General features: G+C 29.0%; 11 protein-coding genes. 9 read left to right on the plus strand and 2 right to left on the minus strand.

What is annotated here, in order from left to right; translation table 11 throughout:
• Positions 1-158: 158 nt before the first annotated feature.
• On the minus strand, positions 159-752 hold the full coding sequence (locus tag L3B96_RS17110) for a DUF1836 domain-containing protein (RefSeq protein WP_011967387.1): 594 nt from the start codon (positions 750-752) through the stop codon (positions 159-161).
• Between the two features lie 221 nt (positions 753-973).
• Between L3B96_RS17110 and L3B96_RS17115 the strand changes: the two genes are divergently transcribed.
• The 8 genes from L3B96_RS17115 (at position 974) to L3B96_RS17150 (ending at position 10973) form a co-directional block, all read left to right on the plus strand.
• Positions 974-1621 (plus strand): hemolysin III family protein, encoded by a 648-nt coding sequence (locus L3B96_RS17115; RefSeq protein ID WP_017209552.1) that lies wholly within the window; start codon positions 974-976, stop codon positions 1619-1621.
• A 229-nt stretch (positions 1622-1850) separates the two neighbouring features.
• Positions 1851-2654, plus strand: a complete 804-nt coding sequence (gene proB / locus L3B96_RS17120; RefSeq protein ID WP_065416596.1) for a glutamate 5-kinase — start codon at positions 1851-1853, stop codon at positions 2652-2654.
• A 25-nt stretch (positions 2655-2679) separates the two neighbouring features.
• Complete coding sequence (locus L3B96_RS17125; protein WP_011967390.1) at positions 2680-3924, plus strand: glutamate-5-semialdehyde dehydrogenase; 1245 nt, start codon at positions 2680-2682, stop codon at positions 3922-3924.
• Between the two features lie 274 nt (positions 3925-4198).
• On the plus strand, positions 4199-4558 hold the full coding sequence (mgsA, locus tag L3B96_RS17130) for a methylglyoxal synthase (protein WP_011967391.1): 360 nt from the start codon (positions 4199-4201) through the stop codon (positions 4556-4558).
• Between the two features lie 293 nt (positions 4559-4851).
• Positions 4852-5631 (plus strand): SDR family oxidoreductase, encoded by a 780-nt coding sequence (locus L3B96_RS17135; protein ID WP_238948174.1) that lies wholly within the window; start codon positions 4852-4854, stop codon positions 5629-5631.
• A 640-nt stretch (positions 5632-6271) separates the two neighbouring features.
• Positions 6272-7321, plus strand: coding sequence for a glutamine-hydrolyzing carbamoyl-phosphate synthase small subunit (gene carA, locus L3B96_RS17140; protein WP_077854046.1), 1050 nt, complete (start codon positions 6272-6274; stop codon positions 7319-7321).
• A 14-nt stretch (positions 7322-7335) separates the two neighbouring features.
• Positions 7336-10545, plus strand: coding sequence for a carbamoyl-phosphate synthase large subunit (gene carB / locus L3B96_RS17145; protein WP_011967394.1), 3210 nt, complete (start codon positions 7336-7338; stop codon positions 10543-10545).
• A 194-nt stretch (positions 10546-10739) separates the two neighbouring features.
• A complete protein-coding gene (locus L3B96_RS17150; RefSeq protein ID WP_017209546.1) occupies positions 10740-10973 on the plus strand; it encodes a hypothetical protein in 234 nt (77 codons plus the stop codon).
• Between the two features lie 121 nt (positions 10974-11094).
• On the opposite strand, the gene L3B96_RS17155 is transcribed toward L3B96_RS17150, so the two are convergent.
• Positions 11095-12204, minus strand: coding sequence for an HD-GYP domain-containing protein (locus L3B96_RS17155; RefSeq protein ID WP_011967396.1), 1110 nt, complete (start codon positions 12202-12204; stop codon positions 11095-11097).
• Between the two features lie 476 nt (positions 12205-12680).
• On the opposite strand from L3B96_RS17155, the gene murI reads away from it, so the two are divergent.
• Positions 12681-13460, plus strand: coding sequence for a glutamate racemase (gene murI, locus L3B96_RS17160; protein WP_238948175.1), 780 nt, complete (start codon positions 12681-12683; stop codon positions 13458-13460).
• Positions 13461-13491 lie beyond the last annotated feature (31 nt).

Raw genomic sequence — 13491 nt, forward strand, 5'->3', positions numbered from 1 at the left:
TGTTATCATAAATTAATTTGGAATTTCATCCTTAATTGTGCATCGTATAAATAGTTTAACTACATGTTGCTTATTATATCATATAATTAATGATTTTTGCATTTTTAAGTATTTCTATAATTTTAAATTTTTGTATTATTACTTAATTAAAATTAATATTATTTATAATTTTTGGCACTCCCAAAACATTCATCTATTATTTTTTCACTCATACGTCTATAAAGATTACTCATGCTAACATATGCGCATATAAGTAGAAGTTTCTCTTCATAGTCTCCTAAAGAATTATCTTCATTACTTATTAGATTTGTAATATTATCATAAATTTTAGTTGAGGAAGATTTTAAATCATCTAAGTTTGAATCATATATATCAAGAAAGGATTGGTATATATCATGTAATGGATATTCTTCTTCTTTTTCAAAAGCATTAATTATGGGGCTCAAGATAGTTTTTATATCTGTAAGGGACAGTGCACCTTTTAAATTATAAATTAACCCCATTAAAATAAGATGACTTTTAGTATACTTCTTATTTTTAATTTTCATTAAAAGATTACCTTTGGCGTAGTTATTAATCATAGTTTTAGTAAGAACTTTGTCATCATCATTTCTTTTAGTGTAGCTTAATTTACTTTCAAATAGCTGCATTACTTGATCCATATATAAATCAATTTCAGGAAAATCATTTAAGTTAATGTTATTAGATGATTTTTGTGAATTTATATATGCATCAATATTAAAGTCATTCATATAATTTCACTCCTCACATAGTAATAGAAACTATGTCATTATTATAATTTTAATATTATCGAAAAGAAGTAGATAATTCAAGCATTTATGGGTAAAATACTATTTAATAAATAGAAAATAAACAAAAATAGGGTTGCAATATAAAAAAAAATATGAAATAATTCTAATATAGCAACACGTAGTTATTAAAACTACGTGGGAATAAATGGGAGGGTAAAAGAATGGAGAAATATTTAAGAGAACCTATTAATGGATTAACTCATTTTATTGGAGCAGTTCTATCATTATTTGCATTAATAGCAATGCTAGTAAAGGTATATACAAGGGGAAGTTCTACAATAACGTTTGTATCAGTTTTATTTTTCGGGATAAGTATGATTTTATTATATAGCGCATCAGCAACATATCATTCAGTAATAGCAAATGATAAAGTAATAAAAATTCTAAAACGATTGGATCATTCTATGATATTTATATTAATAGCAGGGTCATATGCACCATTTTGCCTAGTGGCGTTAAATGGAAAGGTAGGAATAAATCTATTTCTAGCAGTAACAATATGTGCAGTAATCGGAATTGCATTTAAATTATGTTGGGTAACTTGTCCTAGATGGCTCAGCAGTAGCATGTATATAGGAATTGGGTGGTTTGCAATATTTGCCATATATCCAATGTCTCAAGTTTTATCTTCATTTGGACTATCATGGTTAGTTCTTGGAGGAATAATGTATACAATAGGTGGAATAATATACGCATTAAAATCAGATAAAATAAAAGTATGGCTCTTTGGAAGACATGAAATATTTCATATATTTATTATGTTGGGAACCCTTTGTCATTTTATTTGTGTATTTGTATATATAATTTAAATCAGAATTTTAAGTTGCATTAATCTAGTAGATTATATAGGGGATAAAAGAAATACTTATTTTAAATAAATTTAGTATTCCTTTTATCCTTATTTTTTTATAAAAATATAATTACATTCATATGGAACTAGATTGTTTTATTATAAAACATCTTTTAAAACTTGATAAGATATATTAGGTATAGTAAGATAAATTATAAAGAATAAATAGACTTTAAGGGGATGGAAAAATGGGCTTTCGTCAAAGGTTAAAAGATGCTAGTAGAATAGTAGTAAAGGTTGGATCATCAACATTAACTTATGATAATGGAAATATTAATTTAAGTAGAATTGAAAAGTTAACGCGCGTATTATCTGATGTAGTTAATTCAGGCAAGCAGGTTACGCTTGTTACATCAGGTGCAGTTGCTGTTGGTGTTAATAAATTAAAATTGAAAGAAAAGCCCGAAAGTATAAGAGAAAAGCAAGCAGTAGCAGCAGTTGGACAATGCGAACTAATGCATATATATAGTAAATTTTTTGGAGAATATAGCCATGTGGTTGGGCAAGTGTTACTCACAAGAGATGTAGTAGAAGATGATCATATTAGGGAAAATGTATGCAATACATTTGAAACTTTATTAGATAATAAGATAATTCCTATAGTAAATGAGAATGATACAGTTTCAATAGATGAAATTGAGAATATAGTTAGATTTGGTGATAATGATAATTTATCGGCAATAGTTGCATCATTAATTAACGCAGATTTGTTAATAATTTTATCTGATATAGATGGGTTCTATGATTCAGACCCAAGGAATAATGAGAGTGCAAAATTACTAAATGAAGTTAGAGAAATAACTCCTGAGTTAGAAGAGTGCGCTGGAGGTGCAGGATCAAATCTAGGAACTGGTGGAATGATCACAAAATTATCAGCAGCTAAGACATCCACAAAAGCAGGAGTAGATATGATTTTAGCGAATGGAAGTGAACCAGATATAATAATAGATATTTTGAAGGGTGAAGAAATAGGAACTTTATTTGTATCGTAGGTAAAATAAGAAATGGGGGCTAAAAATGAGTGAGTTAATAATTAAAGGACAAAATGCTAAAAATGCTTCTTATGATCTTGGTATTGCATCAACAAAGCAAAAAGATGATGCACTTATGATTATGGCAGAAGAGTTGATAAAGGCAAAAGGAGATATAATATCAGCTAATAAGATAGATTTGGATGCGGCAGTATTGAAAGGTACTTCAAAAGCTATGCTAGATAGATTAGCACTTACAGATGAAAGAATAGAAAGTATGGCAGCAGGGCTTAAAGATGTTATAAAACTTCAAGATCCAATAGGTGAGGTAATATCTATGTGGCAAAGACCTAATGGATTACAAATAGGTCAGAAGAGAGTACCGTTAGGAGTTATTGGAATAATTTATGAAGCAAGGCCTAATGTAACTTGTGATGCAGCAGGACTTTGTATAAAGACTGGAAATGCTGTTATTCTAAGAGGCGGAAGTGAAGCTATTAATTCTAATAAAGCTATAGTTAAGGCATTAACAAAAGGAATTGAAAGATCTGGTTTGCCTAAGGCTTCAGTACAGTTAGTAGAAGATACAAGTAGAGAAGTTGCAACTGAAATGATGAGATTAAATGAATTTATAGATGTTCTTATTCCAAGAGGTGGAGCAGGATTAATTCAAGCTGTTCTTAAAAATGCTACTGTTCCAGTTATAGAAACAGGAACAGGTAATTGTCATATATATGTAGATAAAGACTGCGATTTTGAAATGGCAAAAAACATTGTTATTAATGCAAAAGCATCAAGACCTTCTGTTTGTAATGCAGCTGAAAAGTTACTTATAAATGAAAAGATAGTGGAGGACTTTTTGCCGATAGTAGTTAAAGCCTTAAGAGAAAACGGCGTTGCTGTTAAAGGTGATGAAGTATCACAATCTATAATTAACGACATTGAGAAAGCTGCTGAAGAGGATTGGGGAAAAGAATATTTAGATTATATAATTGCCGTAAAAGTAGTTAAAGATGTAGATGAAGCAATTTCGCATATAAATAAATATGGAACAGGGCATTCGGAAGCAATTATTACAGAGAGCTATAAAAATTCACAAAAGTTTTTACAAAGAGTTGATGCAGCAGCTGTATATGTTAACGCATCAACAAGATTTACAGATGGTTCAGAGTTTGGTTTTGGTGCAGAAATAGGAATAAGCACTCAAAAGTTACATGCCAGAGGTCCAATGGGACTTAAAGAATTAACAACAATCAAATATATAATTTATGGAAATGGCCAAATAAGATAATACAGAGAATATAAAGAATATTATTTAATGATATTCTTTATATTCTTATATATTATAATAATTAAAGATAATAAATTAATATTTTCATGAATAAATCAACATAATTAGGTATTGCCAAGGAAATAATCTTAAAATATATAAAGTGTGTTGTAATAATATATAAATATTTATATGATAAAATAATAATATTAAATAGACTTTATAACTGTAAAAAAGTATAGTATAATCCAATGTGAAAACGTATCAAATGGATCTAAAAAGGGGGATGATAATCGTGAAAATAGCATTAATAGCACATGACAAAAAGAAGGAAGATATTATTGAATTTTCAAAGAAGTATAAGGATGTACTAGCTAAATATGAGCTAGTTGCTACAGGAACAACTGGAACGAAGATATCAGAAGCAACAGGTCTTGAAGTTAAGAGATATTTATCTGGTCCATATGGAGGAGATCAACAATTAGGTGGTCGTATTGCAGAAGGAAAGATTGATCTAGTAATATTTTTTACAGATCCATTGACAGCGCAACCTCATGAACCAGATGTATCAGCATTGCTTAGAGTTTGTAATGTACATAATGTAGCTGTTGTTACTAATATAAAAACAGCAGAACTTATAATTAAACAATTTTAAATTATGGACAAACCAGTTAAAATCATATATACAAAAACAAAATGTACTTATCAAATGATAAGTACATTTTTAGAAAAAGTAGTGTTAAATTTGAGATAGGTCAATTCAGAATTAACTGTAACTGCCTAAATTTTCTGAATATTTTATTAATTATATAATAACATAAATTATATAAATTTGCAATTAGCAATCATTTGTGTATAAATGGAGTATGAACATGATTATAATTCTAAGGTAATAGCAAGGAAATATAGCTTGTAAACTAATAGAATATCTTAAAAGGAAGGATTATAATGACTGATTTAAACAAATATACATTAATAACTGGTGGTAGTGACGGAATTGGATTTGAGTTAGCAAAGATCTATGCCAAAAATAAAGATAATTTAATTATTATAGCAAAAGACGAAATTAAGCTAAGGAATGCTAAAAGTAGGCTTGAAGATCAATATGGAGTAATTGTAGAAATAATTCAATGTGACCTATCTGTGGATAAAGGTTATAAAAAGATAATAGAAGTTGTGGAAGAAAAGAATTTAATTGTGGATAATTTAATAAATAATGCAGGCATAGGTTGCTTTGGTTTTTTTCATGATTTAGAAGAGGGACTTGAAGAAAAGATAATAAATATAAATATTACAGCATTGACTATGCTTACAAAGTACTTTTCTAAAAAGATGGTTGAGAGAAGACATGGAGGCATCTTAAATGTGGCATCAACAGCAGCATTTATTAGTGGTCCTAAAATGTCTATATATTATTCAAGCAAGGCATATGTTTTATCATTAACAGAAGCAATCCATGATGAGTTGAAAGATTTGGGAATCAGGGTAAGTTGCCTTTGTCCTGGGCCTGTAAGGACATCATTTCAAGAGAAGGCTGGTATAAAAAAGTCACAAAGATCTAAAAGATATTTAATGAATGCTAGTGATATAGCAAAATATGCTTACAGAGAATTTTCAATGGGCAAGACAATAATTATTCCAGGATATAAAAATAAGCTGTTGATTTTAGGAAATAAATTAATCCCTAGAGCGTTAGGAAGAAGAATTATATTAAAGAATAATAGTTAGTATTTATATTAGCTATTATTCTTTTTTTATATAAATATGCATGTATTATATCGATTTAAATATGGCATTATTATAATAAATATTTAGTTACTTAATTAGGATACATATTTTAATTCACATATAATTAAGGATTAATATACAAAAGTAATTATTTGAATTAATGGTATATTTATATCTAAAATAAAAAAATATATGAATAAAAATTCAAATAAGTGTATTTTTATGCTTTATATAATCTTATTTTTATGATAAGATTTATATATTGAATAAATTAAAAATAAATAAGCAATAGACAATAAGTAATAAATAAAAATAATTATATTAAATATTAAACTATCCTTAAATTATCTTGACACAGGATTATCTATCAACTAGAATAGTTAGAAAGAGAAATTTTAAAAGTTAAGATACACTTTAACTTGGTCCTGTGAGGCCAAAAAGGGAAGCATAACTATGATATTTGAAAGCTGAATGAAAAATTTCATAGCTTATTTTTTGAATTCAAATATTTGTATGGTATATCACAGGATAGTGAAGAGATCAGGTTTTCTGAAATCTCTTTATTATCCTTTTGTTTTATATTAAACAAAGATTCATAAGGTGTAGTTTTAGCAAAAATATATTTGTAGGAGGCTTAAGTATGAAAGCAAAGCTTATATTAGAAAACGGCATGATTTTTGAAGGAAAAGCTTTTGGATATCTAAAAGAAAGCGTTGGGGAAGTAGTATTTACAACTGGAATGACAGGTTATCAAGAAGTACTTACTGATCCATCTTATTACGGACAAATAGTAACGATGACTTACCCTTTAATAGGGAATTATGGGATAAACCTTGAAGATATGGAGTCTGATTCAATAAAAGTAAGGGGTTTTATTGTTAGAGAAAAATGTAATATGCCAAGTAACTTTAGATGTGAATTAGAACTTGAAGATTTTTTAAAACAAGGAAAAGTTATTGGCTTGGAAGGAATAGATACAAGAGCTTTAACTAAGGTTTTAAGAAATAGTGGTACTATGAGAGGCCTTATAGCACTAGAAGATGTTGACGATGAATATGTGAAAGAAAAAATAGCAGGATTTTCTACTAAGGAAGCTGTAAAGACTGTTACAACAAGTAAGTCTTATGTGGTTGAAGGAACAGGAAAACATATTGCGGTTATGGATTTCGGTATAAAGACTAATATAATAAGGAATTTCAAAAAGAGAGGCTGCAAATTAACTATATTCCCAGCAACAGCAACAGCAGAAGAAGTTTTAAATATTAACCCGGACTTAATATTTTTATCTAATGGACCTGGGGATCCAGAAGATTTAGATTTTGCCATAGAAAATATTAAAAAATTAGTTGGAAAGAAACCAATAACAGGTATTTGCTTAGGGCATCAATTATTGGGATTAGCGTTAGGTGGTAAAACTACTAAATTGAAGTTTGGACATAGGGGATGCAACCATCCTGTTAAAGATTTAGAAGCTAATATTGTGCATATAACTTCGCAAAATCACGGGTATGTAGTAGAGAAGTTACCAGATGACATGGAAGTTACTCACGTTAATATAAATGATGGAACTGTAGAAGGAATGAAACATAAGACTTTACCAATATACTCAGTTCAATTTCATCCAGAAGCATCAGCAGGTCCAAAAGACAGTGAATATATATTTGATAAGTTCTTAGAATATGCACTATAGGAGGTTTTAGTAAAATGCCATTAAATAAAGATATAAAAAAAGTTTTAGTTATAGGATCAGGTCCGATAGTCATAGGTCAAGCAGCAGAGTTCGATTACTCTGGAACTCAAGCTTGTGAAGCATTAAAATCAGAAGGTATAGAAGTTGTACTTGTAAATTCAAACCCTGCAACAATAATGACTGATAAAGAAGTTGCAGATAAAGTTTATTTAGAGCCATTAACATTAGAATTTGTTGAAAAAGTAATAGCTAAGGAAAGACCAGACAGCTTACTTGCAGGAATGGGTGGTCAAACAGGACTTAACCTTGCAGTAGAATTACATGATTCTGGTATATTAGAAAAATACAATGTAAAAGTAATCGGAACCTCTATTGCATCAATTAAAGAAGGTGAAGATAGAGAGTTATTTAGAGATATGATGAATAGGATTGGAGAACCAGTTATAAAGAGTGAAATTGTAACTGACTTAACTGCAGGTTTGGAGTTCGCTAATAAGATTGGTTATCCAGTTATAGTTAGACCAGCTTATACATTAGGAGGATCTGGCGGTGGTATCGCTGATGACGAGGAACAGCTTAGAACCATATTAGAATCGGGACTTCAACTAAGCACAATTGGTCAAGTTCTACTTGAAAAGAGCGTTAAGGGGTGGAAAGAAGTAGAGTACGAAGTAATGAGAGACTCTTATGGAAACTGTATTACTGTATGTAATATGGAAAATATAGATCCTGTTGGTATACACACTGGAGATAGTATAGTTGTAGCTCCATCACAAACTCTTTCAGATAAAGAATATCAAATGCTTAGAACAGCATCAATAAATATAATAAATGCAGTTGGAATTGAAGGTGGATGTAATGTACAGTTCTCACTAAATCCAAATAGTTTTGAATATGCAGTTATAGAAATAAATCCGAGAGTTTCAAGAAGTTCAGCACTAGCATCAAAAGCAACAGGATATCCCATTGCAAAACTTGCTGCTAAAATAGCTCTTGGATATGGATTAGACGAAATAAAAAATGCTGTTACACAAAAAACATATGCGTGTTTCGAACCAACACTTGATTATGTTGTAGTAAAAATACCAAAATGGCCTTTCGATAAATTCTTTGGTGCTGACAGAGAACTTGGAACAAAAATGATGGCAACTGGAGAAATTATGGCTATTGGAGCCAATTTTGAGCAAGCGTTTTTAAAAGGAATTAGAAGCTTAGAAATAGGAAAATATTCATTAGATCATAATAAATTTAAAGAATATAGTATTTCAAAATTAAAGAGCATAGTAATGAAGCCTGATGATGAAAGAATCTTTGCATTAGCTGAGATGATAAGAAGAGATTACATGATAGATAGAATAAATAAAATTACTGGAATCGATATGTTTTTCTTAGAAAAAATAAAGTGGATAGTTGAAGAAGAACAAAGATTAAAATTAAGTAAAATAGAAGATTTAGATAAGGAATGGTTACATCATTTAAAGAAAAAAGGATTTTCTGATAAAGCTATAGCTGATATGCTAAAGGTTAGTCCAGACGATGTATATAGATTAAGAGACATATGGAGTATAAAGCCTTCATATAAAATGGTTGATACTTGTGGAGGAGAATTTGAAGCATTATCTCCATACTATTACTCAACTTATGAGCAATATGATGAAGTAGAAGTATCAAATAATAAAAAAGTTATAGTTATAGGTTCAGGTCCAATAAGAATAGGGCAAGGTATTGAATTTGACTACGCTTCAGTACATTGCGTAAAAGCACTAAAGAAACTTGGAATTGAAACTATTATAGTTAATAACAACCCAGAAACAGTAAGTACTGATTTTGATGTATCAGATAAGTTATATTTTGAGCCATTAACAGAAGAAGATGTTTTAAATATAATAGAAAAAGAAAAACCAGATGGTGTAATACTTCAATTTGGTGGTCAAACAGCTATTAAGCTTGCAAACTTCTTAAAGGAACAAAATATTGTAACGCTTGGAACTACAGCAGATCAAATAGATATGGCTGAAGATAGAGAAAAGTTTGATGAATTACTAGAAAGATTAGGAATATCAAGACCAAAAGGTAAAGGAATATGGTCTTTGGAAGAAGGATTAGAAGAAGCTAAGAGATTAAAGTTCCCAGTACTTGTTAGACCTTCATATGTAATTGGTGGTCAAGGAATGGAAATAACTCATGACGAAGAAGAGTTAACATACTACTTAGAAAATGCTTTCGCTAAAGACAGTAAAAATCCAATACTTATAGATAAATATCTAATGGGTAGAGAAATAGAAGTAGATGCCATATCAGATGGAGAGAATATTTTAATACCGGGTATCATGGAACACTTAGAAAGAGCTGGAGTTCATTCAGGGGATAGTGTAACTATGTATCCAAGCCAAAATATATCTGACAAAATTAAAGCAGATGTATTAGAGTATACTAAAAAATTAGCATTAGCAATTGGGATAAAGGGTATGATAAATATTCAATTCATAGAATTTGAAGGAGAATTATATGTAATTGAAGTTAATCCAAGGGCATCAAGAACAGTACCATATATAAGCAAGGTAAGTGGAGTTCCAATAGTAGATTTAGCTACACAAGTAATGCTTGGCGCTAAATTAAAGGAATTGGGATATGGAATAGATGTATATAAGGAACCTGAACTAGTTTCAGTTAAAGTTCCAGTATTCTCAACTCAAAAGTTACCTAATGTTGAAGTAAGCTTAGGACCTGAAATGAGATCAACAGGAGAAGTTTTAGGAGTTGGTAGAAACATAAAGGAAGCACTTTACAAAGGATTTGTTGGAGCGTATATGTATCCTTCAAAGGAAAAAGGAAAAATACTTGCTACAATAAATAAGCATGATAAGGCAGAATTCCTACCAATAGCAAAAGATCTAGCATCAGTAGGATACAAATTTATTGCAACATCAGGAACTTGCGCTTTATTGAAGGAAGCAGGTATAGAAGTAGAAGAAATAAGAAAGATAGATGAAGAAGAACCAAATATTTTAGATATAGTTAAAAACAGAGAAGTAGACTTAGTTGTAAATACTCCAACAAAAGGAAATGATTCGAAAAGAGATGGTTTCTTAATAAGAAGAGCAGCAGTTGAGAGAAACTTAGGAGTGATTACAGCATTAGATACATTAAGAGCAATTGCAGATGTGGAACTTGAGAAGTTTGATGAGAATAAGGATTTGGAAGTATTCAATATAGCAAAATAAAAATTAATGAGTTAAAGCAGTATTAAAAAGACTACTCAAGTTACTGCACTTATTTAAAAATTAAAACTAGGATATGACAGATGATATCCTAGTTTTTTTCATGAAATATATTATTAAAAGGAAATATTGACAAGTGAACATATGTTCTGTATAATACAATTAATGAACATATGTTTGCTAAGGAGATGTGTATTATGAACGAATCGGGAAATTTTTTTGTTAAGTTAAACTGTAAAAGCATTGATAATATTAGAAGCTTAATTATAGATAAACAGGGTAATTACATAAAACAACAAGAAAAATACATAATGTGTGCTGGAAAGTATGATAAAAATGGTTGGACGTTAGTTTTTAGAGCTAAAAGTTTTAAAGAAGCTGAAGCATTAGCAAATTTGAATCCATTTCTAAATAGAAGAAGCATAAATTAAAGTACATAAAATCTAGATGAATTTTCATACTATATATCTAAACTTTCATTCATTAACTAGTGAAAAATTAAAGAATATATAAAAAATAAGCTACAAAAATTTTATAATTTAGTAGCTTATTTTATATTTCATATTTTATATCAGAAATGACAATTGAAAGATTTTCTATTAAATTGACTTTAGAACCAATTTTATTAGGATAATCGCTTTTAAGTATTTTTATAGTTGGTCTTAATGGAAAGTTAGGCATAGTCTCTTCAACTACTCCTACATCACCATTGCTAAGGCTTACAATTGTTCCCTGAGGGAATGGGATAACAATTTTACAGAATACGTTAAGCATATCATGATCAAAGAGTGTTCCGGCATTTGACATTAAGTATTCGAGTGCATCACTAGGACACATAGCTCTTTTATAAGGCCTGTCAGAAGTTAATGCATCATAAACATCTGCAATACTTACAATTCTAGCGAGATAGCTAATTTTATTACCAGATATACTATTAGGGTAACCTAGTCCATCAAATCTCTCATGATGTTGCAGAACTATAAGCTTAATATGAGAGCTTAAGCTAAAAAAGTTATTCAAAAATTTATATCCATATAGAGAATGATTTTTTATTACTTCAAATTCTTCAGGTGTTAATTTACCTGGCTTTTGAAGAATTTCACTTGGAATAAATGATTTTCCTATATCATGAATTAGCGCACCAATGCAGAGATAAGTTAGATTGCGCTTAGATAAATTTAAGCTGATTCCAAGTATAAGTGATATTACAGCAACATTTACACAATGAGCATAAGTATAATTATCCATGCTCTTTATATCAACTAAAGAAATCAGTATATTTTTATTTGATAAAACATTATCTAATAACTCTTCTGCTATATTAGTAATTGAATTGAAATATTGTTGTTCCTGCTTTGTATACTCACTAATACTTCTCTTTTCAAATTTATGAACAGAAGCTATTCTTTCTATATCAGAGAATGTTTCTTTAATTACAGATATAGATTTTTGCCTTAACTCTGGCTTTATAACATCTTCAATTTCAGCAGAACTATAGTCATCAATTATATATAAAGAGAATATTTTATATTCCTTAATTTTTTGTAACATAGTATCGTTTAACAGAATACCAGCTCTAAGTAGACATCTACCATCAGGGGTATATATGTCTTTGCCTAGCAATGAATTTTCTCTTACACATTCAATTGGAATTAATCGCATGATTATACCTCACCAAATTAATAATAATCATTATATCATAAATAACATGTAAATTTATACAATGATAATGCAAAAATATTAAAATAATATCTAAAATTCTCATATATATAAAAAAATTTTTATATAAAAAGATGTTTATTTTGAATGATATAGTTTTTTTTGATAAAATTATATTTAATTATGTAATAAAAATGTTATGTAAGTTAATATTTTATAATTCATTTAATTATCCACATGAGTAGATGAAAACCATAAATTATAGACATTGGATAAATAAAGTAATAAAATATTTGTAGATAAAATATATTAAAGAATAATAAATCGGATTTATGTTCAATTTTTTATATTGTAATTTTAAATATTAGTTAATACTTAAGATTCAACCAAAATTATTTTTAGATGTGAAATGTGGTTTCATATATCTGATTAGTTATTTGCGCAGACCTAAATATTTGAAAAAATGGAGTGAGGATGTTTTGAATATAAAAACTGACCCCATAGGATTTTTTGATTCAGGGGTAGGAGGTTTAAGCGTGATGAGAGAAGCAATATCTATCATGCCTAATGAAAACTTTATATATTTCGGAGATTCAAAGAATGCACCCTATGGAATTAAGAAAGTAATTGAGGTAAGAGATCTTACAATTGATGCTGTGGAGTTTTTACTAAGTAAAAATGTTAAAGCAGTTGTGATAGCCTGCAACACTGCAACTAGTGCAGCAATAGAAGAGATTAGAAGTAAATATAAACAGATATCTATAATAGGAATAGAGCCAGCATTAAAGCCAGCTGTTAAGTTAAATAGAAAAGGTCAAATAATAATAATGGCAACTCCTATGACATTGAGGGAAAAGAAATTTAAATTATTAATGGATAAATATAAAAATGAGGCTGATATAATATCATTACCATGTGCAGGGCTAGTAGAATTTATAGAACAGGGAATAGTAGAGGGCGAAGATCTAGAGTATTACTTAAAGGAAAAGTTCAAAGGTTACTTAGATAATGATATAAGCTCCATAGTTCTTGGATGTACTCATTATCCATTTATAAAAAAGCCTTTATCAAACGTTATTGGAAAGGAAATACCTCTTATTGATGGTGGATTTGGTACTGCTCAAGAATTGAAGAGGAAGTTAATTGAAAGTGGTTTACTAAATGATTCTAAAGAAAAGGGGAATATAGAAATTTGTAATTCAATAAATGATGATAAAGTGATAGATTTTTGTTATAGTTTAATTAATTTTAAAATATAAATATGATTCAGATTTATTGAAATATATAATA

This window comes from Clostridium sp. YIM B02569 (assembly GCF_022320765.1).
Lineage (GTDB): Bacteria > Bacillota > Clostridia > Clostridiales > Clostridiaceae > Clostridium > Clostridium beijerinckii.

Excerpts from the sequence above, each read along its gene's own strand:
- L3B96_RS17110 (WP_011967387.1), bottom strand. The coding sequence starts at position 752 with ATGAATGACTTTAATATTGATGCATATATAAATTCACAAAAATCATCT.
- L3B96_RS17115 (WP_017209552.1), top strand. The coding sequence starts at position 974 with ATGGAGAAATATTTAAGAGAACCTATTAATGGATTAACTCATTTTATT.
- proB (WP_065416596.1), top strand. The coding sequence starts at position 1,851 with ATGGGCTTTCGTCAAAGGTTAAAAGATGCTAGTAGAATAGTAGTAAAG.
- L3B96_RS17125 (WP_011967390.1), top strand. The coding sequence starts at position 2,680 with ATGAGTGAGTTAATAATTAAAGGACAAAATGCTAAAAATGCTTCTTAT.
- L3B96_RS17135 (WP_238948174.1), top strand. The coding sequence starts at position 4,852 with ATGACTGATTTAAACAAATATACATTAATAACTGGTGGTAGTGACGGA.
- carA (WP_077854046.1), top strand. The coding sequence starts at position 6,272 with ATGAAAGCAAAGCTTATATTAGAAAACGGCATGATTTTTGAAGGAAAA.
- carB (WP_011967394.1), top strand. The coding sequence starts at position 7,336 with ATGCCATTAAATAAAGATATAAAAAAAGTTTTAGTTATAGGATCAGGT.
- L3B96_RS17150 (WP_017209546.1), top strand. The coding sequence starts at position 10,740 with ATGAACGAATCGGGAAATTTTTTTGTTAAGTTAAACTGTAAAAGCATT.
- L3B96_RS17155 (WP_011967396.1), bottom strand. The coding sequence starts at position 12,204 with ATGCGATTAATTCCAATTGAATGTGTAAGAGAAAATTCATTGCTAGGC.